26 protein-coding genes and 1 tRNA gene are annotated in these 26,625 nt (G+C 69.3%); 10 read left to right on the top strand and 17 right to left on the bottom strand.

Going from position 1 to position 26,625, the window contains the following annotated elements; genetic code table 11:
• Window positions 1–212: 212 nt before the first annotated feature.
• Window positions 213–2,642, top strand: a complete 2,430-nt coding sequence (locus tag ABZ845_RS22345; RefSeq protein WP_360982318.1) for a transglycosylase domain-containing protein — start codon at window positions 213–215, stop codon at window positions 2,640–2,642.
• 75 nt (window positions 2,643–2,717) lie between these two features.
• Here the strand turns inward: ABZ845_RS22345 and bcp are convergent, their stop codons facing one another.
• The gene (gene bcp, locus ABZ845_RS22340) at window positions 2,718–3,185 is read right to left on the bottom strand and encodes a thioredoxin-dependent thiol peroxidase (RefSeq protein ID WP_360982317.1); all 468 of its coding nucleotides are present in this window, start codon (window positions 3,183–3,185) and stop codon (window positions 2,718–2,720) included.
• Window positions 3,186–3,381: 196 nt separating this feature from the next.
• Between bcp and ABZ845_RS22335 the strand changes: the two genes are divergently transcribed.
• From ABZ845_RS22335 to ABZ845_RS22315, 5 genes are all read left to right on the top strand, one after another.
• A complete protein-coding gene (locus ABZ845_RS22335; protein WP_360982315.1) occupies window positions 3,382–3,720 on the top strand; it encodes a DUF3618 domain-containing protein in 339 nt (112 codons plus the stop codon).
• A gap of 43 nt (window positions 3,721–3,763) precedes the next feature.
• On the top strand, window positions 3,764–4,105 hold the full coding sequence (locus ABZ845_RS22330; protein ID WP_360982313.1) for a co-chaperone GroES: 342 nt from the start codon (window positions 3,764–3,766) through the stop codon (window positions 4,103–4,105).
• Between the two features lie 317 nt (window positions 4,106–4,422).
• Window positions 4,423–6,216, top strand: coding sequence for an AMP-dependent synthetase/ligase (locus tag ABZ845_RS22325; RefSeq protein ID WP_360982311.1), 1,794 nt, complete (start codon window positions 4,423–4,425; stop codon window positions 6,214–6,216).
• A 224-nt stretch (window positions 6,217–6,440) separates the two neighbouring features.
• Complete coding sequence (locus ABZ845_RS22320) at window positions 6,441–7,463, top strand: HNH endonuclease signature motif containing protein (protein WP_360982309.1); 1,023 nt, start codon at window positions 6,441–6,443, stop codon at window positions 7,461–7,463.
• A gap of 43 nt (window positions 7,464–7,506) precedes the next feature.
• A tRNA-Leu gene (locus tag ABZ845_RS22315) sits at window positions 7,507–7,590 on the top strand.
• A 70-nt stretch (window positions 7,591–7,660) separates the two neighbouring features.
• On the opposite strand, the gene rdgB is transcribed toward ABZ845_RS22315, so the two are convergent.
• The 4 genes from rdgB to ABZ845_RS22295 form a co-directional block, all read right to left on the bottom strand.
• Entirely contained in the window at window positions 7,661–8,263 is a 603-nt protein-coding gene (gene rdgB / locus ABZ845_RS22310) for an RdgB/HAM1 family non-canonical purine NTP pyrophosphatase (RefSeq protein WP_360982307.1), read from the bottom strand.
• 53 nt (window positions 8,264–8,316) lie between these two features.
• Window positions 8,317–8,715: a hypothetical protein gene (locus tag ABZ845_RS22305; RefSeq protein ID WP_360982305.1), complete on the bottom strand. Its 399-nt coding sequence runs from the start codon at window positions 8,713–8,715 to the stop codon at window positions 8,317–8,319.
• Window positions 8,716–8,866: 151 nt separating this feature from the next.
• On the bottom strand, window positions 8,867–9,598 hold the full coding sequence (rph, locus tag ABZ845_RS22300; protein ID WP_360982303.1) for a ribonuclease PH: 732 nt from the start codon (window positions 9,596–9,598) through the stop codon (window positions 8,867–8,869).
• Window positions 9,599–9,670: 72 nt separating this feature from the next.
• Entirely contained in the window at window positions 9,671–9,904 is a 234-nt protein-coding gene (locus tag ABZ845_RS22295) for a PTS glucose/sucrose transporter subunit IIB (RefSeq protein ID WP_043440579.1), read from the bottom strand.
• A 428-nt stretch (window positions 9,905–10,332) separates the two neighbouring features.
• Here ABZ845_RS22295 and ABZ845_RS22290 point away from each other — a divergent pair, with 428 nt between their 5' ends.
• Window positions 10,333–11,640 (top strand): PTS transporter subunit EIIC, encoded by a 1,308-nt coding sequence (locus ABZ845_RS22290; RefSeq protein ID WP_360982300.1) that lies wholly within the window; start codon window positions 10,333–10,335, stop codon window positions 11,638–11,640.
• Between the two features lie 108 nt (window positions 11,641–11,748).
• Here ABZ845_RS22290 and ABZ845_RS22285 read toward each other — a convergent pair whose 3' ends face one another.
• Window positions 11,749–12,501 carry an MBL fold metallo-hydrolase gene (locus ABZ845_RS22285; protein WP_360982298.1) on the bottom strand — a complete coding sequence of 251 codons (753 nt, stop codon included), beginning with the start codon at window positions 12,499–12,501 and terminating at the stop codon, window positions 11,749–11,751.
• 246 nt (window positions 12,502–12,747) lie between these two features.
• Between ABZ845_RS22285 and ABZ845_RS22280 the strand changes: the two genes are divergently transcribed.
• The gene (locus ABZ845_RS22280) at window positions 12,748–13,188 is read left to right on the top strand and encodes a type II toxin-antitoxin system PemK/MazF family toxin (protein WP_360982296.1); all 441 of its coding nucleotides are present in this window, start codon (window positions 12,748–12,750) and stop codon (window positions 13,186–13,188) included.
• A gap of 83 nt (window positions 13,189–13,271) precedes the next feature.
• Here the strand turns inward: ABZ845_RS22280 and ABZ845_RS22275 are convergent, their stop codons facing one another.
• From ABZ845_RS22275 to clpS, 9 genes are all read right to left on the bottom strand, one after another.
• Window positions 13,272–13,823 carry a hypothetical protein gene (locus tag ABZ845_RS22275; RefSeq protein ID WP_360982294.1) on the bottom strand — a complete coding sequence of 184 codons (552 nt, stop codon included), beginning with the start codon at window positions 13,821–13,823 and terminating at the stop codon, window positions 13,272–13,274.
• A 149-nt stretch (window positions 13,824–13,972) separates the two neighbouring features.
• On the bottom strand, window positions 13,973–16,057 hold the full coding sequence (locus ABZ845_RS22270; RefSeq protein ID WP_360982292.1) for a putative Ig domain-containing protein: 2,085 nt from the start codon (window positions 16,055–16,057) through the stop codon (window positions 13,973–13,975).
• A 428-nt stretch (window positions 16,058–16,485) separates the two neighbouring features.
• Complete coding sequence (locus ABZ845_RS22265) at window positions 16,486–17,436, bottom strand: cysteine synthase (RefSeq protein ID WP_360982290.1); 951 nt, start codon at window positions 17,434–17,436, stop codon at window positions 16,486–16,488.
• Between the two features lie 5 nt (window positions 17,437–17,441).
• Window positions 17,442–17,720 (bottom strand): MoaD/ThiS family protein, encoded by a 279-nt coding sequence (locus tag ABZ845_RS22260; protein WP_360982288.1) that lies wholly within the window; start codon window positions 17,718–17,720, stop codon window positions 17,442–17,444.
• Window positions 17,721–17,868: 148 nt separating this feature from the next.
• The gene (locus ABZ845_RS22255) at window positions 17,869–17,964 is read right to left on the bottom strand and encodes a putative leader peptide (RefSeq protein ID WP_360982286.1); all 96 of its coding nucleotides are present in this window, start codon (window positions 17,962–17,964) and stop codon (window positions 17,869–17,871) included.
• Window positions 17,965–18,079: 115 nt separating this feature from the next.
• Complete coding sequence (locus ABZ845_RS22250) at window positions 18,080–18,502, bottom strand: M67 family metallopeptidase (protein ID WP_360982284.1); 423 nt, start codon at window positions 18,500–18,502, stop codon at window positions 18,080–18,082.
• A gap of 84 nt (window positions 18,503–18,586) precedes the next feature.
• On the bottom strand, window positions 18,587–20,038 hold the full coding sequence (locus ABZ845_RS22245) for an amino acid permease (protein WP_360982282.1): 1,452 nt from the start codon (window positions 20,036–20,038) through the stop codon (window positions 18,587–18,589).
• Window positions 20,039–20,393: 355 nt separating this feature from the next.
• Window positions 20,394–20,999, bottom strand: a complete 606-nt coding sequence (locus ABZ845_RS22240; protein WP_360982280.1) for a DUF2017 domain-containing protein — start codon at window positions 20,997–20,999, stop codon at window positions 20,394–20,396.
• 11 nt (window positions 21,000–21,010) lie between these two features.
• Window positions 21,011–21,328 (bottom strand): ATP-dependent Clp protease adapter ClpS, encoded by a 318-nt coding sequence (gene clpS, locus ABZ845_RS22235; protein ID WP_360982278.1) that lies wholly within the window; start codon window positions 21,326–21,328, stop codon window positions 21,011–21,013.
• A gap of 95 nt (window positions 21,329–21,423) precedes the next feature.
• On the opposite strand from clpS, the gene ABZ845_RS22230 reads away from it, so the two are divergent.
• On the top strand, window positions 21,424–22,752 hold the full coding sequence (locus tag ABZ845_RS22230) for a nicotinate phosphoribosyltransferase (RefSeq protein ID WP_360982276.1): 1,329 nt from the start codon (window positions 21,424–21,426) through the stop codon (window positions 22,750–22,752).
• A gap of 248 nt (window positions 22,753–23,000) precedes the next feature.
• On the top strand, window positions 23,001–23,591 hold the full coding sequence (locus ABZ845_RS22225; protein WP_360982274.1) for an isochorismatase family protein: 591 nt from the start codon (window positions 23,001–23,003) through the stop codon (window positions 23,589–23,591).
• A 70-nt stretch (window positions 23,592–23,661) separates the two neighbouring features.
• Here ABZ845_RS22225 and ABZ845_RS22220 read toward each other — a convergent pair whose 3' ends face one another.
• Together ABZ845_RS22220 and ABZ845_RS22215 are read right to left on the bottom strand one after the other, a co-directional pair.
• The gene (locus tag ABZ845_RS22220) at window positions 23,662–23,994 is read right to left on the bottom strand and encodes a hypothetical protein (protein WP_360982272.1); all 333 of its coding nucleotides are present in this window, start codon (window positions 23,992–23,994) and stop codon (window positions 23,662–23,664) included.
• Window positions 23,995–24,164: 170 nt separating this feature from the next.
• The gene (locus ABZ845_RS22215; RefSeq protein ID WP_360982270.1) at window positions 24,165–26,492 is read right to left on the bottom strand and encodes an immune inhibitor A domain-containing protein; all 2,328 of its coding nucleotides are present in this window, start codon (window positions 26,490–26,492) and stop codon (window positions 24,165–24,167) included.
• Window positions 26,493–26,625 lie beyond the last annotated feature (133 nt).

Raw genomic sequence — 26,625 nt, 5'->3', positions numbered from 1 at the left:
GGCAGCCCCACGGGATCCTCCTTCGGCGTGTGTGCGGGCGAAGCGCAGGAGCCTAACGCGCGCGCGGAGTGGCGTTCCACACGTTTTTCGCCCACGACACCTCGTTCGTACCGGGAACGGAACGCAAGGTGCGACAGTCTTCATCAGGGGACGCAGAAGGCGTACGAGGGCGTACAGGAACGTACGACGCGAAACGGGAGTCCGTCACGACCATGAGCGACGAGCCGCAGCCGCAGCACAGCAGCCAGGCCGACCCGCCCCCGGGCTGGTCCGGGCGGCCCCGGCGCACCGGGTGGCGCCGCCTGGTGCCGACCTGGCGCATGGTGTTCGGCACGTTCCTGACCGTGGTCCTGCTTCTGATGGGTCTGTTCGCGCTCGGCTACTACACGGTCAGGATCCCGGCGGCGAACGCGGCGGCGACCAAGCAGAGCAACGTGTACCTGTACGCGGACGGCAGCGAACTCGCCCGCGACGGCACCGTCAACCGCGAGAACGTGACCCTCGCGCAGATCGCCAGGGACGCCCAGCACGCGGCGCTCGCCGCAGAGGACCGCGACTTCTACTCCGAGTCCGCCGTCGACCCGAAGGCCATGCTCCGCGCCGGCTGGAACACGGCCACCGGCAAGGGCAAGCAGTCCGGCTCGACGATCACCCAGCAGTACGTCAAGAACTACTACCTGGGCCAGGAGCAGACCGTCTCCCGCAAGGTGAAGGAGTTCTTCATCGCGATCAAGCTCGACCGCGAGAAGAGCAAGGACGACATCCTCGAGGGCTACCTCAACACCAGCTACTACGGCCGTAACGCGTACGGCATCCAGGCCGCCGCACAGGCCTACTACGGCGTGCAGGCCAAGGACCTCACGGTCGGGCAGGCCGCCTACCTCGCCGCCCTGCTGAACGCGCCGAGCCAGTACGACGTGATCGCGCACCCCGAGAACAAGGCGCCGGCCGTCGCCCGCTGGAACTACGTCCTCGACGGCATGGTCAAGAAGCGCTGGCTGAGCGAGGCGCAGCGGCAGAAGGTGCCGTTCCCGATGCCGCGGGACCAGGTGGCCGGGTCCGGTATGTCGGGGCAGCGCGGCTACCTCGTCCAAGCCGTCAAGGACTACCTGATCGCGAACAACATCGTCGACGAGGACAGCCTGGCGGGCGGCGGCTACCGCATCACCACCACCCTCCAGAAGTCCAAGCAGGACGCCTTCACCAAGGCCGTGGACGACCGGGTGATGAGCAAGCTCGACAAGAAGAACAACAAGGCCGACCGCTATGTCCGCGCGGGCGGCGTGGCCATCGACCCCGCGACCGGCAAGGTCGTCGCGATGTACGGCGGCGTCGACTACACCAAGCAGTACGTCAACAACGCGACCCGCCGGGACTACCAGGTCGGCTCCACGTTCAAGCCGTTCGTGCTCACCTCGGCCGTGGAGAACGGCTCCCGCACACAGGACGGCGAGACGATCACCCCGAACACGGTGTACGACGGCACGGACAAACGCCCGGTGCAGGGCTGGAACGGCGGGCCGTACGCGCCCGAGAACGAGGACAACGTCTCCTACGGCCCGATCACCGTCCGCACGGCCACCGACAAGTCGGTGAACGCGGTGTACGCGCAGATGGCGGTGGACGTCGTCCCGTCCAAGGTCAAGCAGACCGCGATCGACCTGGGGCTGCCCGGGAACACCCCGGACCTGACCCCCTCCCCGTCGATCGCGCTCGGCACCGCCACCGCGAGCGTGCTCGACATGGCTCAGGCGTACGCGACGCTCGCCAACCACGGCGAGCACGGCACGTACACGATGGTCGAGAAGGTCTCCCGGGACGGCACGGACATCCCGCTGCCGCACTCGGACACCAGGCAGGCGGTCAGCCGGGAGGCCGCGGACACCACGACGGCGGTCCTGCAGAGCGTGGTGGACAGCGGCACCGCGACGGCCGCGCAGGCCGCCGACCGGCCCGCCGCGGGCAAGACGGGCACGGCGGAGGAGGACCAGGCCGCCTGGTTCGCGGGCTACACCCCGAATCTCGCGACGGTGGTCTCCGTGATGGGCCAGGACCCGGACACCGGCAAGCACGAGTCGCTGTACGGCGCGCTGGGCCAGGCCCGCATCAACGGCGGCGGGGCGCCCGCGGAGATCTGGGCCGAGTTCACGAGGAAGGCGCTGGCGGACGAGCCAGTGCAGGACTTCACCCTCCAGCTCCAGCCCGGCGCGGACCAGACCCTGGAGCCCACGACGGGCCCCACGGACGGTCAGTCGGGCACACCCTGGCCGGGCGACAACGGCGGCATGACGGGCGGCGACGACAGCACACAGGGTCTGGACCAGGGCCAGACGAACGGCGGCACCACAGGTGACGGGGGCACCACCGGCGACGGCGGCACCACGGGCAACGGCGGCACCACCGGGACCGGCGGTACCACGGGCGACGGGGGCACCACCGGCGGCGGAACGACAGGTGACGGAGGCGTCACCACGGGCGCCGGAGGCACCACGGGCGCAGGCGGAACCACTGGTGACGGGGGCGCCACCACGGGCGACGGGGGCGCCACCGGTGCCGGAGGCGTGACCGGCGCCGGGGGCGCGACCGGCGGCAACGCGGGAGCCGCGGGCGCGGGCGGACCCCCGGGAGGGCCGAGGTTCTGAGCCGGGGAAGGCGGGTGGCCGCGGCGGCGTGCGGTCACCGCCCGCCGACGGCCGGCCCGCCTCGAAGAGCGAGCCTCAGATCCCCAGATCCTTGATGATCTTCGCCACGTGCCCGGTCGCCCGCACGTTGTACAGAGCGCGCTCGACCTTGCCCTCCTCGTCCACGATCACCGTGGAGCGGATGACGCCGACGACCTTCTTGCCGTACATCGTCTTCTCTCCGAAGGCGCCGTACGCCTCCAGGACCTTCTTGTCCGGGTCGGCGACCAAGGTGACCTCCAGGGACTCCTTCTCGCGGAACTTGGCGAGCTTCTCCGGCTTGTCCGGGGAGACGCCGATGACGTCGTAGCCCGCGCCGGCCAGCAGCTGGAGGTTGTCCGTGAAGTCGCACGCCTGCTTGGTGCAGCCCGGGGTGAGCGCGGCCGGGTAGAAGTACACGATGACCTTGCGGCCCTTGCGGTCGGCCAGGGAGACCTCGTTGCCGTCGGCGTCCGGCAGGGTGAAGGCGGGGGCGGTGTCGCCGGGCTGGAGTCGCTCGCTCATCGGTACCTCACGTGGCAGGGGGCGGCTTACCCGCCGAGCCTAATCGCCTTCGGGCCTGCATCCGTCTCCTTTCCGGCCCCACCGGACGGCCTCCACGGGGGTGCCCGGGGCGTGCGCGGGGCATGGAACTGACAGACTGTCGACCACAGACACGGAAATTGCGGAACATGCCGCACACGACCACGGAGGAAGCGCGGTGGCGGACACGTCGAGCACACCGGACACCAGGACTCCGGCGCAGATCGAGGCGGACATCAAGCGCCGCCGCGAAACCCTCGCCGAGACGCTCGACGAGATCGGCGTCCGGGTGCACCCGAAGACGATCGTCGGGGACGCCAAGGCCAAGGTGGTCTCCAACATCGACCACACCCTCGGGCGCGCCTACGTCGGGGTGAACCGGGTCGTCACCGAGGTGAAGGGGCAGTTCGTCACTGAGGAGGGCACCCCGCGTCTGGAGCGCGTCGTGCCCGTGGCACTGGTCGCGGTCGGGATCGTGGGGCTGCTCGCCCTCGGATCCCGGCGGCGCAAGGGCTGACCCGGGCGCGCGCCAGGCCCTCGAGGGCAGGTAGGTTCGAGGCGTGAGCGAGAAGACCCACCACGACAAGTTGCCGATCCGGATGCTGCACGACCGCGTGCTGGTGCGGCAGGACGCCGCCGAGGGCGAGCGCCGGTCCGGCGGCGGCATCCTGATCCCCGCGACCGCGGCCGTCGGCCGCCGCCTCGCCTGGGCCGAGGTCGTAGCGGTCGGGCAGAACGTACGGACCGTGGAGCCGGGCGACCGGGTCCTGTACGACCCGGAGGACCGGGCCGAGGTCGAGGTGCGCGGGATCGCGTACGTCCTGATGCGCGAACGCGACCTGCACGCCGTCGCAGCGGACCGCTTCGAGGGGTCCGAGGACTCCACGGGCCTGTACCTGTAGACCGATCCGGAGGGGGCCGGTGACCTGGTCACCGGCCCCCTTCGCCGTGCCGTCGGCAGACCGGGCGGGCACGCGGAGGCTCCGACACATCCCTCACGACCGACGAGACCCAGCCGCCCGGACTCCCCCTGACATCGCCGGCCCGAACGCTGAAGCGTGTGATCGGGAAGCGGTCGATCCACTGCTCGGGAAGCGGTCGATCCGCATGTGGCAGTGCCTGTACCTGACCCGTACCAGTTGGTAACCTCCGGGCCATCAGCGTCCGGACCCCCGCTGGGGCGCGTGCCTCCGAAGCCACACCGACAAGGAGAACGGCCTTGCGTGAGTTGAGCGTTCCGCGCTTGTACGACGTGCCCCCGGGGGCCAACCTGGCCGGCATCGTCATCGACAACGCGGCCAGACACCCCGACAAGGCCGTGCTCGCCCGCAAGGTCTCCGGGCAGTGGCAGGACGTCACGACGACCGCCTTCCTCGCCGAGGTCCGCACGGTGGCCAAGGGGCTGATCGGCTCCGGTGTGCGGCCGGGCGACCGGGTCGCCCTGATGTCGCGCACCCGCTACGAGTGGACACTGCTGGACTTCGCGATCTGGCTCGCCGCGGCGGTCCCGGTCCCCGTGTACGAGACCTCCTCCGCCGAACAGATCGAGTGGATCATCAGTGACTCCGGCGCGGTGGCGTGCATCATCGAGACCGACGCGCACCGGTCGGTACTGGAGGAGGTGCGGCCACGTCTCCCGCTGCTCACCCACCTCTGGCAGATCGAGGCGGGCGGCGTCGACGAACTCATCGCCGCGGGGCACGATGTGACGGACGCCCAGGTGGACGAGGCGGCCTCGGCTGCCGGCCCAGACTCCCTTGCCACCATCAACTACACCTCCGGCACCACCGGCAGGCCCAAGGGCTGCGTCCTCACCCACCGCAACTTCCTCGCGGAGTGCGGCAACACCATGGCCCGCAACACCCCGCTGTTCCGCGAGGACTCCTCCGTCCTCCTCTTCCTGCCGCTGGCGCACGTCCTGGCCCGAGTGATCGAGGTCGGCGCCATGATGGGAATGGTGAAGCTCGGCCACGTCAGCGACGTCAAGAACGTCACCGAGGAACTGGGCCGGTTCCGGCCCACCTTCCTGCTCGGCGTGCCCAGGGTTTTCGAGAAGGTGTACAACTCGGCGCGCGCCCAGGCCCGAACCGGCGGCAAAGAGAAGATCTTCGAGCTGGCCGCGGACACGGCCATCGCCTACAGCCGAGCGCTGGAGACCCCGTCGGGCCCCGGATTCGGGCTGAAGCTCAAGCACCGCGTCCTGGACCGGCTGGTCCTCAGCAGGCTCCGTGCGGCCCTCGGCGGCCGGACCACGCACGCCATCTCCGGCGGCGCCGCCCTCGGTGAACGCCTCGGCCACTTCTACCGCGGCCTTGGCCTCACCGTCCTGGAGGGCTACGGACTTTCCGAGTCCTGCGCCGCCAGCACGCTCAACCCCCACGACCGTCAGAAGATCGGCACGGTCGGTCTGCCCCTGCCGTGCACCTCCGTGAGCATCGCCGACGACGGGGAGATCCTGCTGCGCGGCGAGCACATCTTCCAGGGCTACTGGAACAACGAGAAGGCGACCGCCCAGGCGCTGGTCGACGGCTGGTTCCACACCGGCGACCTGGGGACCCTGGACGACGAGGGCTACCTGCGCATCACCGGCCGCAAGAAGGAGATCATCGTCACCGCGGGCGGCAAGAACGTGGCCCCTGCGGTGATCGAGGACCGCATCCGGGCCCACGCCCTGGTCGGGGAGTGCATGGTGGTCGGCGACGGCAAGCCCTTCATCGGCGCACTGGTGACGCTGGACTCCGAGTTCCTGCCTCGCTGGGCCAAGGAGCACGGCAAGCCGGAGGACACCCCGGCGGCACGCCTTCGCGAGGACCCCGACCTGCTCGCCGAGATCCAGCGCGCCATAGACGACGGCAACGCCGCGGTGTCCAAGGCGGAGTCGGTCCGGAAGTTCCGCGTCCTCGACATCCAGTTCACGGAGGCGTCAGGCCATCTGACGCCGTCGCTCAAACTGAAGCGGAACGTGGTGCTGAGGGATTACGCGGACGAGATCGAGGCCATCTACTCGTCCTGAGCGGGGACATCCGGGGACATCCAGGGCACAGGGGGAGGGCAGCCTTCGGCTGCCCTCCCGAACTGTCATGCGCCGACGGCGACATGACGTCGCGAAAAGGGTGGGGTCTCCCTCCAGGAGACACGCCGCCGGTTCGAAGGAATGCGTGACTGTCGGACGATTGGATCGTTATTGCGTACGAGGCCCCGAACGGGCGGCCGAAGACCAACGGGGGGGACGACGCGATGACGACCGGCCCATACGACCGAGGGACGCTGGCAGCGGCCGTCGCCCGGTCCCGCGGCTGGAACGACCTCATGCGCCGCCTGGGGCTCAAGCCGAGCGGCGGGCAGAGGCGCGTTCTGCAGCAACGGGTCGCCGCCCACGGGATCGACACCAGCCACTTCAAACAGCGCAGTCCATGGCGCAGATACCCTGACGCCGCCATCGCCGCGGCAGCCGCGTCGTCCACGACATTGCGCGAGGTCGCGCTGAGACTGGGCGCCACACCCGCGACCGGGACTCTCTCGCACATCCGGCGTCGCATCGCGGCGGCCGGTATCGACATCAGCCACTTCCCGGGCATCGACCGCCCGCAGATGGACCTGCCGTTCACCGACGACGAACTCCGGGCAGCCGCGGCGTCCGCCCGAAGCGTGCGCCAGGCGGCCGGAGTCCTGGGGGTTCCCGACGACAGCCGGTCACGTGGCGCATTGGGGCGCATATTCCGGGAACGGGACATCGACACGTCCCATTTCCGCAATGCGCGTTCGGCGATCCACGAGGAGTCACTGCGCGCGGCGGTGGCCGAAGCCACCAGCTACGCCGACGTCATGCGCGCACTGAACCTCGAGGTGAACGACACCAATCACAGGCGCGTCCGACGCAAGGTCGGTCAACTGGACTTGGACACGAGCCACTTCCTACGGCGTCCCTGGGCTGCCGAGCGAACGGCCCGATACGCCTCCCGCACGCCGGGAGAGGTGCTGGTGGTGCTCCCCGCAGGCTCGGCGCGCCCCAACCGCCAACGGCTGCACACTGCCCTCCAAAAGGCGGGCATCCCCTACCTGTGCGCGTCGTGCGGAAACCAAGGGCAGTGGCCGGGAGAGCCGATCACGCTCCAGATCGACCACATCAGTGGCGACTGGCTGGACAACCGCATCGAAAACCTCCGGTACCTGTGCCCGAACTGTCATGCGCTGACGGCGACATGGTGCCGCCGACAAGGCGGGCAGGCCACGAAGGGGGCGAGGCTCCCCGTACACTGAGCGGTACGGAATGGCACAGCGATACAAAATGTCCGTTTTGTAGGCGGTCGTGGCGTAATAGGCAGCCGCGCGGGTTTTAGGTGCCCGTGGGAGAAATCCCGTGTGGGTTCGAGTCCCACCGACCGCACAGCAACGACAGCGGGGCCCGGCCGGAGCGGACGGACCGGGCCCTTTCGTCGCCCTGTCGCAGTCGTGCCTCAGCCCAGCAGTTCCCGTACCACCGGTACCAGGGACCGGAATGCCTTGCCGCGGTGGCTGATCGCGTTCTTTTCGTCCGGGGCCAGTTCCGCGCAGGTGCGCGTCTCGCCCTCCGGCTGGAGGATCGGGTCGTAGCCGAAGCCGTTCGTGCCGGCCGGGGTGCGGCGAAGGGTTCCCCTCAGCTGGCCCTCCACCACGCGCTGGGTGCCGTCCGGCAGGGCCAGGGCCGCCGCGCAGGCGAAGTGGGCGCGCCGGTGGGGTTCGTCGATGTCCTGAAGCTGGGCCAGGAGCAGGTCCAGGTTCGCCTTGTCGTCGCCGTGCCTGCCGGCCCAGCGGGCGGAGAAGATGCCGGGGGCGCCTTGCAGGACGTCCACGCACAGGCCGGAGTCGTCCGCCACCGCGGGCAGGCCCGTCGCCTGGGCCAGGGCGTGGGCCTTGAGCAGGGCGTTCTCGGCGAAGGTGACGCCCGTCTCCTTGACGTCGGGGATGTCGGGGTACGCGTCCGCGCCGACGAGTTCGTGCGGGAGTCCCGCTTCGGCGAGGATCGCCCTGAGTTCGGTGATCTTTCCGGCGTTGCGCGTGGCGAGGATGAGGCGGGTCATGCCCACCAGTATCGGTCCTGCCCCGGGAGGCGGGCCGGGTACCGCACCCGGTTCTACGAGGTGCACACCTTGGTCAGCTCGCCCGCGGCATCGGTCACCGGGGTGACGTCGGGGGTCTTGTCGCCGTTCTTGACGGCCTCGCGGACGTTGGTGACGGCTGTGCGGAGGCCGTCGACGGCCTTGTTGATGTCCACGTCGTCCGTCTTGTCGCCGATCTTGTCTAGGTTCTTGTCGATGGCGTCGAGGGACGCGCCGGTGCGCGTGGGGTCGTCGGCCGCGCTTTCGACGGCCTGTTGGAGGGCGGTGACGCTGTCGGCGATGGCGTCGGCGGTCTGCACGCAGTCGACCGCCTTGTTCACGGCGTCGCAGCCCGCGCTCGCGCCAGCGGCGGCGAGTACGGCGACGGCGGCGAACGCGGTGATGGTGGTGCGTCGGCGGTAGCGCGCGGCCATGGAACGGTTCCCTCCCCGTTGACGGTGCCGCGCCCTCGCGAGGACGTGGGGGGCCTCTTTGGCCGGCCGGGTGCCCGGAGTCTCCTCCGGGCACCCGGCCGAACTCAAGGGGTGCGGCTTGTGCGACTACCCCTGAAAACGCCGCACGGGGCTACGCGGTTGCCTCCAGCGCCGCGCGCTGCTTCGCGGCGAGTTCGTCGCAGCCGGCGACCGCGAGGTCGAGGAGCGCGGTGAGTTCCTTGCGGTCGAACGGCGTCGCCTCCGCCGTGCCCTGCACCTCCACGAAGCGGCCGTCGCCGGTGCAGACGACGTTCATGTCGGTCTCGGCCCTGACGTCCTCCTCGTAGCACAGGTCGAGGAGGGGTACGCCGTCGACGATGCCCACGGAGACGGCGGAGACGGTGCCGGTCAGGGGCTGTCGGCCCGCCTTGATCAGCTTCTTGCGCTGCGCCCAGGCGACCGCGTCGGCCAGTGCGACGTACGCGCCGGTGATCGCTGCGGTACGGGTGCCGCCGTCGGCCTGGAGGACGTCGCAGTCGAGGACGATCGTGTTCTCGCCGAGTGCCTTGTAGTCGATGACGGCGCGCAGGGACCGGCCGATGAGGCGGCTGATCTCATGCGTACGGCCGCCGATCTTGCCCTTGACGGACTCGCGGTCGCCGCGGGTGTTGGTGGAGCGCGGCAGCATGGCGTACTCGGCGGTGACCCAGCCCTCGCCGCTGCCCTTGCGCCAGCGCGGCACACCTTCGGTGACGGAGGCGGTGCAGAAGACCTTCGTGTCGCCGAAGGAGACGAGGACGGAGCCCTCGGCGTGCTTGCTCCAGCCGCGCTCGATGGTGATGGGGCGGAGCTGGTCGGCGGTGCGGCCGTCGATTCGAGACATGCCCTGAGCCTAGTCGTAATGGGCGAGGGGCCTCCCCCGGCGGGAGAGGCCCCTCACTGCGAGCGCGTGGGCTCACATCATGTCTTCGATCTCCGCCGCGATCGGGTCCGCGTCCGTGCCGATGACGACCTGGATGGCGGTGCCCATCTTGACGACGCCGTGGGCGCCGGCGGCCTTGAGCGCGGCTTCGTCGACCAGCGAGGCGTCGTGGACCTCGGTGCGCAGCCGGGTGATGCAGCCCTCGATCTCGTCGATGTTGTCGATGCCGCCGAGCCCGGCGACGATCTTCTCAGCCTTGCTGGCCATGTGGTCTCTCCCTGATCCGAACCGCTTTGTCGCAGTAACGCATAGTCGGCCCAACTTTGCGAGCGGTCTGGTCGCGCGAGGCCGGAGAGGCGTTCCCGGCAGCGCGGCCATCCGTTCGCCGACTGGTCTACACCAGCTGGGCGGTGGTGGCCAAACGTGACGCCGGGGGGAGGGATCCCGGTCACGTGGCACTAATCACGCCCTTCACCCCCTTTGTCCGATACTTCCGTCGCGCTATCGTTTCGGGGACTTCGCCGCGAGTGCGGCGTTACTAGTTCGGTATACGCGGGGGCCGCGCTCGCGGGTTCCTTATCCCGTCTTCACCGTGCTACAACAGGTCTACACCACCGAGTGGTGTAGACCACGCGGGCGCTGCCCACCGCTGTTTCCCCTTCCCGTCCCCGGCAGCCCCGGCACATGGAGGAACTATGAGCACCGCCACCGCAACCTCGGCGGCCCCCGCAAAGAAGCGGGGATCCGGTCTGTTCCAGGGCCTGCAAAAGGTCGGCCGCAGTCTCCAGCTCCCGATCGCCGTGCTGCCGGCCGCCGGCATCCTGATGCGCCTCGGTCAGCCGGACGTGCAGGCGAAGCTGCACCTCCCCGCGAACGTCGCGAAGGTCTTCGCCGGTGCCGGCGGTGTCTTGTTCGACAGCTCGTTCGGGCTGCCCCTGCTCTTCTGCATAGGCGTCGCCATCGGCTTCGCCAAGAAGGCGGACGGTTCCACGGCACTGGCCGCCGTGGTGGCGTTCCTTACCTACTACGCGGTGATCCACCAGTTCCCGATCAAGGACGGGCACGCGGGTGCCACCTATACGCCGGTCTCCCCCTTCGGGGGCTTCTGGCAGAAGGGGACCGAGGCCGCTCAGGCCGCCACGTTCCAGAATCCGGGCGTGCTCGGCGGCATCATCATCGGTCTGCTGACCGCCGTGCTGTGGCAGCGGTACCACCGCAAGAAGCTCGTGGACTGGCTCGGCTTCTTCAACGGCCGCCGTCTGGTGCCGATCATCACGGCCGTCGTCGGCGCCGCCCTCGGTGTCCTGGTGGTCCTCGGCTGGCAGCCCATCGGTGATGTGATCACCAGCTTCGGTGAGTGGATGACCGGCCTCGGCGCCTTCGGCTCGGCTCTGTTCGGCCTGATCAACCGTGCGCTGATCCCGGTCGGCATGCACCAGTTCGTCAACTCGGTGGCCTGGTTCCAGATCGGTGACTACACGAACTCGGCCGGTACCGTCTTCCACGGCGACCTGCCGCGCTTCTTCGCGGGCGACCCGCACGCGGGTATGTTCATGACCGGCTTCTTCCCGATCATGATGTTCGGCCTGCCGGCCGCCGCCCTCGCCATGGCGCACACCGCCCGGCCGGAGCGCCGCAAGGCCGTCCTCGGCATGATGACGTCGCTGGCCCTGACCTCGTTCGTCACCGGTGTGACCGAGCCGATCGAGTTCTCGTTCATGTTCATCGCGCCGCTGCTGTACGCGATCCACGCGGTCCTCACCGCGCTGTCGATGGCCGTCACCTGGGCCCTGGGCATCCATATGGGCTTCAGCTTCTCGGCCGGTCTCACCGACGTGCTGATCAACTGGGGCATCTCCACGAAGCCCTGGCTGATGATCCCGGTCGGCCTGGTGTTCGCGGCGATCTACTACGTCGTCTTCCGCTTCGCGATCGTCAGGTTCAACCTCCCCACCCCGGGCCGCGAGCCCGAGGAGGAGGTCGAGGACCTCACGAAGGCGTGAGCCCCTACTGAGCGCCGCTCATCACGAAGGCCCCGGAACCTGCGCTCAGGTTCCGGGGCCTTCGGGCGTTCAAGCATTTTCGGGGGCCGCTCTCCCGCAAGGGAGGGGCTAGATCTCGTACGACGCCCTGGGCGTCGCCAGCTCCACCGGTCCGGAGTAGACCGCGCGGGCGTCCGCCAGGTTGACCTGGGGGTCGGTCCACGGCGGGATGTGGGTGAGGACCAGGCGCCGGGCACCGGCGCGGGCTGCCGTCTCGCCGGCCTCGCGGCCGTTGAGGTGGAGGTCCGGGATGGTCTCCTTGCCGTGGGTGAACGCGGCCTCGCACAGGAAAAGGTCCGCGTCGCGGGCGAGTTCGTCCAGGGCCTCGCTCACACCCGTGTCGCCCGAGTAGGTGAGCGTCCTGCCGCCGTGCTCGACGCGAATGGCGTACGCCTCCACGGGGTGGCGCACACGATCCGTGTGGACGGTGAAGGGGCCGATCTCGAACGTTCCCGGCTTGACCGTGTGGAAGTCGAAGACCTCGCTCATCGAGGACGCCGAGGGGGTGTCGGCGTAGGCGGTGGTCAGGCGCTGCTCGGTGCCCTCAGGACCGTAGACCGGGATCGGCTCCGCGCGTCCGCCGTCGTGGCGGTAGTAGCGAGCGACGAAATACCCGAGCATGTCGATGCAGTGATCGGCGTGCAGATGGCTGAGGAAGATCGCGTCGAGGTCGTAGAGACCGCAGTGGCGCTGCAGCTCGCCCAGGGCGCCATTGCCCATGTCGAGGAGCAGCCTGAAGCCGTCGGCCTCGACGAGGTAGCTCGAGCAGGCCGATTCCGCGGACGGAAACGACCCCGAGCAGCCGACGACGGTGAGCTTCATAAAGCCGGAACCTCCGCGTGGCAGAAAGTGCAGAAGGCAGGGACGGGAACGGTGACGGGGGTCGTGCGGTCCGTCGAGCGTAAGGCGCGAAAGGGCGGGTCGCTCCTCTGCCAGGGGCCGTTGTGGGCGAACTCACCTGTGGTGTCACCGGTTCGGCTGGACCTCGGGCGCACAGGAAGCACGTTGGGGCGCACGGCACTTGTGAAGTGCGGGCAATGCGCCGCACGCGCCGGTACCGTCATCCATATGGATACGTCCTGGTGGCTGGCGCTGGCGGCGGTGGTGCTGCTCGCACTGGTCGCGACGCTGGTGGACGGCTGGGGGCGCGGACAGCGCCGCCGCCGTACGGCCACGCGTCCGCCGGGACACGCCCAGGCGCATCCGCGGCCGGCCGAGATCTGGTGGGCGAGCGTGCCGTACGAGGACCGGACCGGGCGCAAGGACCGGCCGTGCCTGGTGCTGGCGGTGCACGGGGACAGCGCGACCGTCGCGAAGATCACCAGCCGCTACCACGACGAGCGGGCGGGGGTGATCCCGCTGCCGCCCGGGACGGTGGCCGACGCCCACGGGCGGCCCAGCTTCCTGGAGACCGATGAACTGCGGGATGTGCCGCTGTGGGACTTCCGGCGCCGGGTGGGCGTGGTGGACCCGTTGCTGTGGGACCAGGTGCGGTACCTCGCGGGGTGACCGGCCCCGGGTGGTCCTCAGGACTCCGCCCTCAAGAGGACACCCTCGGCGGACACCCGCGGGCCGGCCCCGGCGCCGCGTCCTTACGGCTTGGCCACCGTCACCGTGACCGTCCACTGCTCGATGCCCAGGCACGACACCTGCCCGGGGTGCTTGGCGCACAGGGGCCGGGTGGCGGTCAGCTGCACCGTGCCGGGCGCGACCGCGTCGAACGCGGCGACGGCGTCTCCCCGCTGGATGGCGACACCGGCGTTGGTGGCCTTCAGCACGCCGCCCGTGGCCTTGACGGGCGTCCAAGGCCGGTCCTTGGTGCCGTCCAGCTCGAGGCGGATACGGCCGCCCTTCGTCAGGCACACGGTGTGACCCTTGTCCGCCGCGGAAAGCTGGAGCTGGGGTGCGCAGCCCTTGCCCGTGGGCGTGCCGGGCGCCGACCCCGACGGCGCCCCGGTGGGGCCGGTGGAGGGGGACGACGGACTCGACGGCGCGGTGGACGCGGGCCGCGACGGTGACGCCGGGCCGCTGCCCGCCGCCCCGCTGTCGCTCTTGCCGCCGCATCCCGCGAGGAGGAGTGCCGCCGCCGCGGAGACGGTGAGGACGCTGGTCCGATGGAACGTCTGGAACGTCGTACGGCGCATGGGGGGAATGCCGCCTTTCCGGTCTGGTTTCCTCGTTCGTTTGTGCCCTGGTGAAGCTGTGACGTTTCTGCGGCGCTTCAGGATCCCCATGCGAACACGAGGGGGCCCCGGCCGCACGCGGCGGCCGGGGCCCTGGGCGCGTCGATGCCTCAGCTGGTCGTGACGGCGGTGTCGTCGACGACGAAGCTGGTCTGCTCGGAGGAGTCCTCCGCACCGCTGAACTTCAGGGTGATCGTGGACCCGGCGTAGGACGACAGGTCGAAGGACTTCTGGGCGTAGCCGGAGTTGGCGTTCAGGTTCGAGTACGTCGCCAGGGTCTTCGAACCGGCGGTCACCGTCAGCTTGTCGTACTGGCTGCTGGAGGTGGTCTCCGCCGTGTCGATGTGCAGGTAGAAGGTGAAGGTGGCCTTGCAGCCGGACGGGATCGTCACCGACTGGGACAGCGTGTCGGTGTGCGCGGAGCCGTAGCCGTCGAGCCACGCCTTGTACGAGCCGCTGTGCGCCGCCTCACCGCTGTCGCTGGTGATGACACCGCTGGACGCGGACCAGGTGGTGTTGCCCGACTCGAAGCCCGCGTTGCCCAGGAGCTGCGACGAGGAGCAGGTGCCACCGCCGGAGCCGACGGTCCAGGTGAACGAGGTGGAGCCGGTGGCGCCGGTGGAGTCCTTGGCGGTGACGGTGACCTGGTAGGTGCCCGCGGTGGACGCCGTGCCGGAGATCAGGCCGGTCGAGCTGCTGATCGACAGGCCGGTCGGCAGGCCGGTCGCGCTGTAGGTGAGGGACGCACCCGCGCTGTCGGAGGCCGAGATCTGGAGGCTGGCCGAGCCGCCGGTCGTGGTGGACTGGCTGCCGGGGTCGGTGACGGTCACGGTGTTGCCGGAGGTGCTGCCCGAGGTGAACGCGCTGGTGCCGTTCGGGGTGCCCCAGCCGGTCGGGCCGTCGTAGCCGGTGCCCGCGGTGCAGAAGTACGACGGGGAGCAGCTGCCGTTGTTGCCGCTGGTCACGTCGTACAGGTTGCTGGTGTGCTGGTACGGGTACTTCGCCGGGTAGTCGGTCGAGCCCGGGGTGCCCGCGAGGGCGTAGACGCCGGCGATGATCGGCGAGCTGGCGCTGGTGCCGCCGACGACCGACCAGCCGGAGCCGCCGTAGGTGTCGTAGACCGCGACGCCGGTGGCCGGGTCGGCGACCGCGGAGACGTCGGCCTCCATGCGCTTGGAGCAGCCGGTGTCGGTCTGCCAGCTCGGCTTGGCGTCGTAGGCGGAGCAGCCGGAGCCGGTGCCCTCGGTGCTGCTGGTCTTCCACACGGACTCGGTCCAGCCGCGGGAGTTGGAGGACGAGCTCAGCGCGGTGCCGCCGACGGCGGTCACGTACTGGGACGTGGCCGGGTACTCGGCGCCGTACGCCTCGTCACCCGCGGAGACGGTGATCGCGACGCCGGGGTGCTTGAAGTACTGGGTGTCCTCGCTGGTCTGGGAGGAGGACTCGGAGCCGCCCCAGCTGTTGGAGACGAACTTGGCGCCCAGCGCGACGGCCTCGTTCTCGGCGGTGCCGAGGTCGCTGTCGTTGGCCGAGTTGGCCTCGACGAGGATGATGTTGCAGTTGGGGCAGACGGCGCTGACCATGTCGAAGTCGAGCGCCTCTTCACCGGCCCAGCCGGTGTCGTTCGTGGGCAGCGAGGTGGTCGAGCCGGTCTGGCTGACCTGCTTGAAGCAGCCGTTGGCCTTGGTGCAGGAGGACAGGCCGTACTGCGAACGGTAGGTGGCCAGGTCCGACTCGGCGTTGGGGTCGTTGTACGCGTCGACGATCGCGACCGTCAGGCCGGAGCCACCGGTCGAGGGCAGGTTGTAGGCGCTGTGCAGGTTGGCCGGGCTCAGGCCGGAGGGCGTGGAGGCGGTGGCGGCCATCGCCGAGGCGAGCTGCTGCTTGATGTCGGTACGCCGCTGGGCGAAGCAGGAGGCGTGGCCCGGGGTGGGTGCGCCGCACAGGTGCTTGGTCGGGACCTTCTGGCCCGCCTTGCCGGTGGTGTGGACGGCCTGGGCCGAGGGGGACGTCAGCGCTTCGGAGTTCTGGGTGACGCGGGAGGGGTGCGAGGAGTGCGCGGTGTCGAGGGCGCTCTGCGCCCCGGCGGCCGGTGCCGCCACGAAACCTGCGACGGTGAGGGAGAGTGCCGGGAAGACGATGCTGAGGAGTCTTCGGGGACTCCGGCGCCGCTTGCTCGGGCGTGACTCACGCATGGGGGTGCTGCCTCTCTTGATTTGAGGCCGGAGCCGCGCCGACCTGGGTGGGGTCGTACGCGGAACCGCAGCCGGAACTGGGGATTCACAAGCTGGATGTCAGGCTGTGACGCGCGTAGCGGCGGTGGTCCGCGCGATCATGGCCATGACATTCGGAACATCTGGAACGCACCCGTTTGTCGAATGAACGTGACATGACAGGGTGCGGGCCAGAACCTAACCCGTCACGGATGCGGGCCGGCAGCCCCCCGAAGAGATCTTTGCCGGTAAATGAGGATCACTTAGCCCCCTCATAGGAGGGGGTTGACATGTTCATAGTTGATTCGGCGACGATCCTTGACTAGGTGTTCACCGTCGGTCAGGCGGGAGTTGGCCCCTTGGACAGGGGCCCGGTGACCAGCGGCCCTGCGGACAGGGCCCGGTGAACCCTACGCCCAGAGCTGGCCGTGGAGCGTCTCGATGGCCTCCTCCGTGGTGGCCGCCGTGTAGACGCCCGTCGACAGGTACTTCCACCCGCCGTCGGCAACGATGAAGACGATATCGGCGCTCTCGCCCGCCTTGACGGCCTTGCGGCCGACTCCGATGGCGGCATGCAGGGCGGCGCCGGTGGAGACGCCCGCGAAGATGCCCTCCTGCTGGAGGAGTTCACGGGTGCGCGTCACCGCGTCCGCCGAGCCGACCGAGAAGCGGGTGGTGAGGACCGAGGCGTCGTACAGCTCCGGTACGAAGCCCTCGTCGAGGTTCCTGAGGCCGTACACCAGGTCGTCGTAGCGGGGTTCCGCCGCGACGATCTTCACATCCGGCCTGCGCTCGCGCAGATAGCGGCCCACGCCCATCAGCGTGCCGGTGGTGCCGAGTCCGGCCACGAAGTGCGTGATGGAGGGCAGGTCGGCGAGGATCTCGGGGCCGGTCGTCGCATAGTGGGCGCCCGCGTTGTCCGGGTTGCCGTACTGGTAGAGCATCACCCAGTCCGGGTGCTCGGCCGCCAGTTCCTTGGCGACACGTACCGCGGTGTTGGAACCGCCCGCGGCCGGGCTGGAGATGATCTCGGCGCCCCACATGCCCAGCAGGTCGCGGCGCTCCTTCGACGTGTTCTCCGGCATCACGCACACCATGCGGTAGCCCTTGAGCTTCGCCGCCATGGCCAGGGAGATGCCCGTGTTGCCGGAGGTGGGCTCCAGGATCGTGCAGCCGGGGGTCAGCCGGCCGGCCTTCTCCGCCTGCTCGATCATGTGCAGTGCGGGGCGGTCCTTGACCGAGCCGGTCGGGTTGCGGTCCTCCAGCTTGGCCCAGATACGGACGTCGGGGGACGGCGACAGCCGCGGCAGGCACACCAGAGGGGTGTTGCCCACCGCGGCCAGCGGGGAGTTGTAGCGCATACGAATCAGGCCATGCCACCGGCGACGGCCGGCAGGATCGTCACGTTGTCGCCGTCGGCGACCTTGGTGTTGATGCCTTCGAGGAAGCGGACGTCCTCGTCGTTCAGGTAGACGTTCACGAAGCGGCGCAGCTCGCCCTCGTCGACGATGCGGGCCTGGATGCCCGCGTGCCGGGTCTCGAGGTCGGCGAACAGCTCGGCGAGGGTCGCCCCGTCGCCCTCGACGGCCTTCTGGCCGTCGGTGTACTGGCGGAGGATGGTGGGGATGCGGACCTCGATGGCCATGGCTCGGGGCTCCTGTCGGAAGAGTCTGGATGGGGTGCCCCCGCCCGAGCGGTTCCGTGGGCTCGGAGGAGGGCGCGCGGCGGCGCGAGAGCGTGGTCGTGCACGAGAGGGCCACCGCGGCGCGTGTCCGTACGGCGGCGGGGTGGCGTCAACAGATGGCGCTGCTGAGTCTGCACAGGTCGACGTGCAGCCGCGCCACGAGCAGCGTGCCCGGCGCCTTCTTGCTCACGTCCTGGAGAACCATGGGGTCATCGTATCGATTCCCCGGGCGCTGCCCGGAGTGTGATCTCGCATCGTGGATGAACTCTGATCGAATGACGGGATCAGCCACAGGGGCCGGCACCCGGTTCGGCGGTGGATCAGTAGCTCTCCACCACGGTGACCTCCTCCTCGGTCACCTCGCCGTCGACGATACGGAACGAGCGGAACTGGAAGGGGCCCGCGTCGTCCGTGTCGGCGGTCGAGACCAGGACGTAGTGGGCGCCCGGCTCGTTGGCGTAGGAGATGTCGGTGCGGGACGGGTGCGCCTCGGTCGCGGTGTGGGAGTGGTAGATGACCACCGGCTCCTCGTCGCGGTCGTCCATCTCCCGGTACAGCTTGAGCAGATCGCCCGAGTCGAACTCGTAGAACGTGGGCGAGCGCGCCGCGTTCAGCATCGGGATGAAGCGCTCGGGGCGCCCCGAGCCCACCGGGCCCGCGACCACGCCGCACGCCTCGTCGGGGTGGTCCTCGCGGGCGTGCGCGACGATCTGGTCGTACAGGGCCTTCGTGATGGTCAGCATGACGGTCAGGATAAGCAGAAGGGCCGCTTCGTACCGAGGGATGGTACGAAGCGGCCCACATGGTGAGCTACGGCAGCGTCGGACTCAGCCGACGTTCTCCAGCTCCGGCTCGCGGCGCTGGGCGACCTGCGGGTTGCGCGCCTTCAGCACGGCCCAGCCGACGCCGAGGGCGACCGCCCAGCCCGCCATCACATACAGGCAGGTGCGGGACTCGCTGTCATAGGCGATCAGGCCGGTGACGAAGAGCAGGAACACGATCGCGATCCAGCTGCCCACCACACCGCCGGGCGCGGGGAACGCGGAGGCGGGCAGTCGGCCCGCGCGGACCGCACGGCGGTAGAGAACGTGACTGACCAGGATCATCAGCCAGGTCCAGATGCCGGCCGCGGTGGCCACCGAGGTGACGTAGCCGAAGGCCTTCTCCGGGACGATGTAGTTGAGGACCACGCCGATGGCCATGAAGGCGACCGAGATGGTGATGCCGAGGGCCGGGGTCTTGGACGCCGACAGCTTGCCGACCGCCTTCGGGGCCTCGCCGCTGTCGGCGAGGTTGCGCAGCATGCGCCCGGTTGAGTACATGCCGGAGTTGCAGGAGGACAGGGCCGCCGTCAGCACGACGAAGTTGACGATGCCCGCGCCCGCCGGGATGCCGATCTCCGCGAACGCCTTGACGAACGGGCTCACCCCGGCCCCGAACTCGGTCCACTTCACCACGCAGAGGATCACGGTGAGGGCGCCGATGTAGAAGATCGCGATGCGCCAGGGCAGCGTGTTGATCGCCTTGGGGAGGGTCTTCTCCGGGTTCTCCGACTCACCGGCCGTCACCCCGACCAGCTCGACGGCGAGGTAGGCGAACATGACGCCCTGGAGGGTCATCAGCGAGGAGCCGATGCCGTGCGGGAAGATCCCGTGGAACTGCCAGAGGTTGGAGACCGAGGCGGTGTCACCGGCGGCACTGAAGCCGAAGGTCAGCACGCCCAGACCGATGATGATCATGCCGATGAGCGCGGTGACCTTGACCATCGAGAACCAGAACTCGATCTCGCCGAACAGCTTCACCGAGATCAGGTTGGCCACGAACAGGACCACCAGGAAGACCAGTGCCGTCACCCACTGGGGGATGGACGGGAACCAGTAGTGGACGTAGATCGCGGCGGCCGTCAGCTCGGCCATGCCGGTCACCACCCACATCAGCCAGTACGTCCAGCCCGTGAAGTAGCCGAAGAACGGGCCGAGGAACTCCCGGGAGTACTCCGCGAAGGAGCCCGAGACCGGGCGGTACAGGAGCAGCTCGCCGAGCGCCCGCATGATGAAGAAGATGATCACGCCCGCGATGGCGTACATGAAGATCAGACTGGGTCCGGCCTTGGCGATGTTCGCCCCGGCACCCAGGAAGAGGCCGACGCCGATGGCGCCGCCGATCGCGATCATCTGGACCTGGCGGCTGCCGAGCCCGCGCTCGTACCCCTCTTCGGGGGCGTCGCCGCCCACGGCCTCACTGCCGTCGTACTTCTTGCCGACCTGCGATGAGGTCATGTAGGTGCGCCTTTCTCCACGCCGTTCCGGGTCACTCAGTCGCGTGACCCCGGACCGTTTTCCGAACCCCCCGGATGTGATGGAGCTGTGCCTGGCCGGCGATCCGCCGGCTCGGTGGCGCACCCGACCGGACATGGGTGGTGTCCTGTCGGGCGGTCGTGAAGGTCTATCACGGCCACAACGTCGATCAGCCGGGCCCGCCGTGGCGCAGGACACGGGAAAGACCGGACAAAGAACCACCTGAACGGCCATACCAGGCCGCAACGGTGACGCGATCGTTATCCGGATTTGAGCGTCCGCTGAGCGAACGGGAGGTCACGGTCGGGCAAAGCCCGTCTGGAACATAGCGGAGAGATCAGGGCATAAGGGTGGTGACGAGGGTCTCCTGGAGACCGCCGAGCCAGAGATAGGCCATCACCATCGGCTTGCGCGGGTCGTCGTCCGGCAGCTGGTAGAGGTGATCCGCGTCGTCCTCATGGAGGACGTCGAGCCGGGAGGCGATCGCGAGGCGCAGATCGTTCAGCGCGCCGAGCCACCGCCCGGACTCCTCGCGCGACAGCTTGAGGACGCCGCCCTCGCCGCTCGCCGAGGCCAGCGAGTCCAGCGAGCGGATCACCGCGAGGGCGTCCTCGCGCTTGCGCGCACGCAGGTCGTTCTCGGTGAAGCGGCGGAACTCGGCCGAGTGCTCGCGCTGTTCCTCGGCCTCCTCGAGCGAGGCCGGGTCACCGCCGGGGCCGCCGTACGCGTCCGGGAACAGCCGGCGCAGCACGGGGTCGGAGGGCGGCTCACTGGGGCCCTCGGCGAAGAGTTCGGCGAGCGGGTCCTCGCCGCCGTCCTCCGCGGGGCCGGGCCCGATGAGTTCCAGCAGCTGCACGGCGAGCGACCGGATGATGGAGATCTCGACGTCGTCGAGTGCGACGGAGGCGCCGCCGCCGGGGAGCGATTCGAAGTGTCCTGACATCAGGGAGGTCGTTACTTCCGGTCCTGCTGGAGGGTGGCCCACAAACCGTATCCGTGCATCGCCTGCACATCGCGTTCCATCTCCTCGCGGCTTCCGCTGGAGACGACCGCCCGGCCCTTGTGGTGGACGTCGAGCATGAGTTTGGTGGCCTTGTCCTTCGAGTAACCGAAGTACGCCTGGAAGACATACGTCACGTAGCTCATCAGGTTGACCGGGTCGTTGTGGACGATCGTCACCCACGGGACATCGGGTTCGGGTACGGCGAACTCTTCCTCCGCCGACTCTGTCTTTTCGATCTCTAGGGGTGCGGGAGCCGTCACACGGCCCATGCTGCCACCACACAGGGGGGCGCGCACAAATGGGCACCACAACCGCGCCCTTCATAAATCGTCACTCTGACGAAATGGGAGTACGATCGGCGGCCATGAACACTGCGGACCTTGGGCTGCCGGTGGACGTGCCCTCGACGGCCCTCTTCACCGACCACTACGAGCTGACGATGCTGCGGGCCGCCCTGGAGGCGGGCAGCGCCGAGCGGCGCTCCGTCTTCGAGGTCTTCACCCGGCGGCTGCCGGAGGGCCGCCGCTACGGTGTCGTGGCCGGGACCGGGCGCGTCCTGGACGCGGTCGAGAACTTCCGCTTCGACGGGCGCGTGCTGGCCTTCCTCAGGGAGCGCCGGGTCGTCGACGACAAGACCCTCCAGTGGCTCGCCGGCTACCGCTTCACCGGTGACATCTGGGGCTATCCGGAGGGCGAGGTGTACTTCCCGGGCTCGCCGGTGATGCGGGTCGAGGGCTCCTTCGGCGAGTGCGTGCTGCTGGAGACCCTCATCCTGTCCATCCTCAACCACGACTCCGCCGTGGCCGCCGCGGCCTCCCGTATGTCGTCCGCCGCCGGCGGCCGGCCGCTCATCGAGATGGGGGCGCGGCGCACTCATGAACTCGCCGCCGTGGCAGCCGCGCGGGCCGCGTACGTCGGCGGCTTCACCACCACCTCGGACCTGGCCGCGGGCTTCCGGTACGACATCCCGACCGTGGGGACGTCCGCGCACGCCTTCACTCTGCTGCACGACACCGAGCGAGGCGCCTTCCAGGCCCAGGTCGAGTCGCTGGGCCGGGACACCACGCTGCTCGTGGACACGTACGACGTCGCCGAGGCCGTACGCATCGCCGTCGAGGTCGCCGGGCCCGGACTGGGCGCGGTGCGCATCGACTCCGGCGATCTGCTGGTGATCGCGCACCGGGTGCGGCATCAGCTCGACGAGCTGGGCGCGACCGAGACGAAGATCGTCGTGACCTCCGATCTGGACGAGTACGCCATCGCGTCGCTGCGCGCGGCGCCGGTGGACGCGTACGGCGTCGGCACCCAGCTGGTGACGGGTTCGGGCCATCCGACCTGCTCGATGGTGTACAAGCTGGTCGCGCGTGCCGAGTCGGCGGACCCCGGCGCTCCGCTGATGCCGGTGGCGAAGAAGTCGATGGGCGGCAAGACGTCCATCGGCGGGCGCAAGTGGGCGGCGCGCCGGCTGGACGAGCAGGGCGTGGCGCAGACCGAGGTGATCGGCACCGGGCCGGTGCCGGACGACCTCGCGGACCGGCAGCTGCTGGTGCGGCTGGTCAGGGACGGCCAGGTGGTGGCGCGCGAGCCGCTGGACGCCGCGCGTGACCGGCACACCGCCGCACGGGCCGGTCTGCCGTTGTCGGCGACGCAGCTGTCGCGCGGCGAACCGGTGCTGCCGACCGAATACGTGTGACACCTCCGGTGCCAGGGTGAGGACAGGGGCAGGTGCGGGATGCGGCTTCGGCCGACCCGTCCGGCAGGGCGCATGAACGGCCCGCCGGGGGGAATGCAACGGCAGCGCACCCGCGCACCCTGCCGACCGCCACATGCCCCCTCCCGCCCGGCCCCCGGAGTCTCTAGGCTCGGTAGTTCGTACAGACGGCCGGGCTCCGCACCCCCTCTCCCCTCTCCCAGCCGCCGCCGAGCCGAAGGACACCGACCATGCGCCGCGCCCTGATCGTCGTAGACGTACAGAACGACTTCTGTGAAGGCGGCAGCCTCGCGGTGGCGGGAGGTGCGGACGTGGCCGCCGCGATCACCGAGCTGATCGGGCAGGCCGTCCCGGCCGGCTACCGCCATGTCGTCGCCACCCGGGACCACCACATCGCGCCCGGCGGGCACTTCGACGACAACCCCGACTACGTCCGCTCATGGCCCGCGCACTGCGTGGCGGGCACGGAGGGCGTGGGCTTCCACCCGAACTTCGCGCCCGCCGTCGCCTCCGGCGCCGTAGACGCCGTGTTCGACAAGGGGGCCTACTCGGCGGCGTACAGCGGCTTCGAAGGGGCCGACGAGAACGGGGTGCCGCTCGGGGACTGGCTGCGGTCGCGGGAGATCGACGAGGTGGACGTCGTGGGCATCGCCACGGACCACTGCGTGCGCGCCACCGCGCTGGACGCCGTACGGCGAGGCCTGCGCACCCATGTACTGCTGGACCTGACGGCCGGGGTGTCCCAGGAGACCACCGAGCGGGCGCTGGAGGAGCTCCGGGAGGCCGGGGTGGAGCTGTCGGGCAAGCCGGTCGTCTCCTAGGGCCTCTCGTTTGGATCGGGCCCTGGGACGGTTCGGCGGGGCGCAGACCGTGTCCGCGCCCCGTGAGGTCCTAGGCCTGTGCCGTCTCCCTCCGCAGCAGCGCCCTGATCGGGTGCCACAGCTCCTGGGTCAGCTCCTGGCCCGCCCCGCCTGGCGCCGTGCGCCATATCAGGCCGTCGGGATGGTGGAGGACCGCCGTCACCTCGTCGGGCGTCGGCGGGGCCGCGTTGCCGCGCAGATACACCGCCCGCATGCCCAGATTGCGCAGGCGCGTCAGTGCGCGGGCGCGGTTCTGGGCGAGTACGAGCACGCGGACGAAGCCGCTGCCCGAACCCGTGCTGGGCAGGTTCAGAGCGACCACCACGCTGCCGTTCGGCAGCTTGCAGAAGCCTCCTGCGGCCATTGTGTGTCACACCCCCGTGAGACCTGGTGTCAATAAGTCGGCTACAGGACGCACCTAAACACGATCGGCCGCGACCCGCCAGGGGGTCGCGGCCGATCATGCTCTGACCTGCGAAGACAGTACTCAGTATGTGAGCAGCGCCACGTTGGACAAGATCGTCCGCGGAGCCGCTACTTCGACGGTGTGACCGCTACCGTCAGTACGGAGCCGTCGTGCGTCTGGTGCAGCAGCCTGATCCTGGTGTGTGTGTCCGGCACCTTCACGCCCGCGTACGGCGTCTCGGAGTAGTAGTAGGTGCCCTTGTGGTCGTCGAAGACCGGAACGCCGGGCCGGCTCTTGATCTTCGTGGCCACGCCGTTGTTGTGCAGCGTGATCGCGTCCGTCCGCTCCAGGGAGAACGTGGAGTCGAAGCCCTGGATGCGGGTGCGCATGTACGTCCCGTCCGCCCACTTCAGCGGCTTCGCGTTCGCGTCGACCGGCAGGATCAGGCCCTCGCCCGGGTGGGCGCTGACGTTGTTGTCGGACTGCGAGGTGTCCCAGAGCCAGACCAGCAGACCGTTCTGGTACGCGTAGTGCTCGACCCAGTTCGGCCTGGTGGTCTGGAAGCCGAAGTTGTACGGGCCGAGCTTGAGGGTCTTGTCGTACGACACGTACTGGCGGTTCTCGGCGATGTAGTACTGCGGGAACTCGCCGCTGAAGGACGCGCCCTTGACCGAGAAGCCGTTCGCCGCCCAGTCGCCCGTGCCGTTCTCGGCGCCGTCGCTGAAGACGGTGGAGCCGTCGGCGGTGATGGTGATGTCGTCCGCCGCGAAGCCCTTCTGCGCGACACCCGTGTCCGTGGTGTAGCGGAAGCGCAGCTTGACCGGCTTACCGGCGTAGGCGTCGAGGGGGTAGACCAGGTCGGCGTACTTGTCGATGGTGCCGGTGAGGACGGGCGCGCCGCTGGCGTCGCGCGGGATCGCGGTGCCGTTCACCGTTCCGTCCAGCGCCTTCCAGGTGGCGCCGCCGTCGGTGGAGGCCTCCGTGTACAGGAAGTCGTAGTCCTTCTCGATGTCGTAGTAGCCCTTGAGGGACAGCGCGGCCGACGACTTGCCCGTCAGGTCGACATCGCGGGTCAGGGTGTTGTTGAGACCGTTGCCGCTGCCGCTCCACCACTGGTACGAGCCGCTCGCCGGTGTGACGAGCTGCGTGGTGACGGTCTTCTTCGGCAGGGTGACGACCAGCGCCTGCGGGTTCTTGGTGTTGTACTCCGAGTACCCGATCTTCGACAGCGACGTCTTGCCGGAGGCGACGCTCTTGTAGTTCAGCCAGCCGAGCTGGAGCTTGTCCCAGGCGGTGAAGTCACCGGGGGTGTCGCCGATGCTGTCCTTGCCCATGCCGAGCCAGGAACCGGAGGACATCAGGTCCCAGAATCCGGTGGAGTTGTCGGCGGCGCCGGTGGTGTCGTAGTTGTCCGGCAGGCCCAGGTCGTGACCGTACTCGTGGGCGAAGACGCCGAGTCCGCCGTTCTCGGGCTGGATCGTGTAGTCGCCGACCCAGATGCCGGTGTCGCCGACCGGGGTGCCACCGAGCTTGTTGCCCTCGGGGCCGGTCTTGCCGGCGTCCGTGCCGTACGCGTACCAGCGGTGGGCCCAGATGGCGTCCTCGCCCTGCGCGCCGCCGCCCGCGGACTCGTCCTCACCGGCATGCACGACCTGGAAGTGGTCGATGTAGCCGTCGGGCTCGTTGAAGTTGCCGTCGCCGTCGTGGTCGTACCGGTCCCACTGGTCGTACTGGGATATCTCGGCCTTGATCCGGGCGTCGCTCTCACCGGCGGCCTTGCGGTCGGCGACCCACTTGGTCAGGGCGTCGGTGACCAGGTTCCAGGCACAGGTGGAGCACTTGTTGGAGCCGTAACGGGCCTCGTTGTAGTCGACCTTGACCCAGTCCTGGACCTGTCCGTCGACCGAGTACCGGCCTGAAGATGCCTTCTCGTAGAACTGCTTGAGGGACGTCTTCTTCTTGTTCGTGGAGAAGTAGAGGTCCTGGTAGTGCCGGCGGTTGTAGTCCGCCTGCCACGCCGTGCTGTTGTCCGTGGCGCGGTCCGGCGCGGCGATCTCGTTGTGTGCCGGGCCCGCGGTGCCGCCGTACTCGGACGTCTTGTTCCCGAACTCCGCGAGGATGGTGAAGATCTTGTCTGTCCGCTCGCGGGCCAGTTCGACGTACTTGCCGTTGCCGAGCTTCACCACCTTCGAGGCGCCTCGGTCGGTGACCTTGGCCTTGCCCGAGATGACCCGGTTCAGCGCTTCCTCGCGCTGAGCGTCCCGAGTCTTGCTCAGCGGTCCGTCGAAGTCGTGCTTCCTGCTGTTCACCGGCTGCGGGTCGTGCCGGTGCGCGGCGGCCGGCGGACTGTTCTGCCCGGCGGGCTGAGCCATGGCGGACGCTGAGAGGCCGGCGGTGGCCGCCGCGAACGCGGCGAGTGCCGCGCCCGCTCTGAACGTCCAGGATCTGCTTGTCACTTGGAATCCTCCCTGCCGCGTCGACCGAACGCGCGGCAGAGGAGTCCTGGTCACGGAGAGTCCGCGCGCGGTGTACGCGTGTGTCAAGTGACGACATTTGACCGGAGGTTTAAGAGAAAAGACAGATCTTGAC

It is taken from the genome of Streptomyces sp. NPDC047022 (assembly GCF_040644155.1).
In the GTDB taxonomy this organism is placed as follows: Bacteria; Actinomycetota; Actinomycetes; order Streptomycetales; family Streptomycetaceae; genus Streptomyces.
The sequence above is the reverse complement of the archived record's forward strand: the minus strand, read 5'-3'. Positions and strand labels throughout refer to the sequence as shown.

Excerpts from the sequence above, each read along its gene's own strand:
- ABZ845_RS22225 (WP_360982274.1), top strand. The coding sequence starts at position 23,001 with ATGCGCCGCGCCCTGATCGTCGTAGACGTACAGAACGACTTCTGTGAA.
- ABZ845_RS22280 (WP_360982296.1), top strand. The coding sequence starts at position 12,748 with ATGGATACGTCCTGGTGGCTGGCGCTGGCGGCGGTGGTGCTGCTCGCA.
- rdgB (WP_360982307.1), bottom strand. The coding sequence starts at position 8,263 with ATGACCCGCCTCATCCTCGCCACGCGCAACGCCGGAAAGATCACCGAA.
- ABZ845_RS22345 (WP_360982318.1), top strand. The coding sequence starts at position 213 with ATGAGCGACGAGCCGCAGCCGCAGCACAGCAGCCAGGCCGACCCGCCC.
- ABZ845_RS22240 (WP_360982280.1), bottom strand. The coding sequence starts at position 20,999 with ATGTCAGGACACTTCGAATCGCTCCCCGGCGGCGGCGCCTCCGTCGCA.
- ABZ845_RS22255 (WP_360982286.1), bottom strand. The coding sequence starts at position 17,964 with ATGGTTCTCCAGGACGTGAGCAAGAAGGCGCCGGGCACGCTGCTCGTG.
- ABZ845_RS22220 (WP_360982272.1), bottom strand. The coding sequence starts at position 23,994 with ATGGCCGCAGGAGGCTTCTGCAAGCTGCCGAACGGCAGCGTGGTGGTC.
- ABZ845_RS22285 (WP_360982298.1), bottom strand. The coding sequence starts at position 12,501 with ATGAAGCTCACCGTCGTCGGCTGCTCGGGGTCGTTTCCGTCCGCGGAA.
- ABZ845_RS22290 (WP_360982300.1), top strand. The coding sequence starts at position 10,333 with ATGAGCACCGCCACCGCAACCTCGGCGGCCCCCGCAAAGAAGCGGGGA.
- ABZ845_RS22245 (WP_360982282.1), bottom strand. The coding sequence starts at position 20,038 with ATGACCTCATCGCAGGTCGGCAAGAAGTACGACGGCAGTGAGGCCGTG.
- rph (WP_360982303.1), bottom strand. The coding sequence starts at position 9,598 with ATGTCTCGAATCGACGGCCGCACCGCCGACCAGCTCCGCCCCATCACC.
- bcp (WP_360982317.1), bottom strand. The coding sequence starts at position 3,185 with ATGAGCGAGCGACTCCAGCCCGGCGACACCGCCCCCGCCTTCACCCTG.
- clpS (WP_360982278.1), bottom strand. The coding sequence starts at position 21,328 with ATGGGCCGTGTGACGGCTCCCGCACCCCTAGAGATCGAAAAGACAGAG.
- ABZ845_RS22320 (WP_360982309.1), top strand. The coding sequence starts at position 6,441 with ATGACGACCGGCCCATACGACCGAGGGACGCTGGCAGCGGCCGTCGCC.
- ABZ845_RS22230 (WP_360982276.1), top strand. The coding sequence starts at position 21,424 with ATGAACACTGCGGACCTTGGGCTGCCGGTGGACGTGCCCTCGACGGCC.
- ABZ845_RS22275 (WP_360982294.1), bottom strand. The coding sequence starts at position 13,823 with ATGCGCCGTACGACGTTCCAGACGTTCCATCGGACCAGCGTCCTCACC.
- ABZ845_RS22250 (WP_360982284.1), bottom strand. The coding sequence starts at position 18,502 with ATGCTGACCATCACGAAGGCCCTGTACGACCAGATCGTCGCGCACGCC.
- ABZ845_RS22265 (WP_360982290.1), bottom strand. The coding sequence starts at position 17,436 with ATGCGCTACAACTCCCCGCTGGCCGCGGTGGGCAACACCCCTCTGGTG.
- ABZ845_RS22270 (WP_360982292.1), bottom strand. The coding sequence starts at position 16,057 with ATGCGTGAGTCACGCCCGAGCAAGCGGCGCCGGAGTCCCCGAAGACTC.
- ABZ845_RS22305 (WP_360982305.1), bottom strand. The coding sequence starts at position 8,715 with ATGGCCGCGCGCTACCGCCGACGCACCACCATCACCGCGTTCGCCGCC.
- ABZ845_RS22295 (WP_043440579.1), bottom strand. The coding sequence starts at position 9,904 with ATGGCCAGCAAGGCTGAGAAGATCGTCGCCGGGCTCGGCGGCATCGAC.
- ABZ845_RS22260 (WP_360982288.1), bottom strand. The coding sequence starts at position 17,720 with ATGGCCATCGAGGTCCGCATCCCCACCATCCTCCGCCAGTACACCGAC.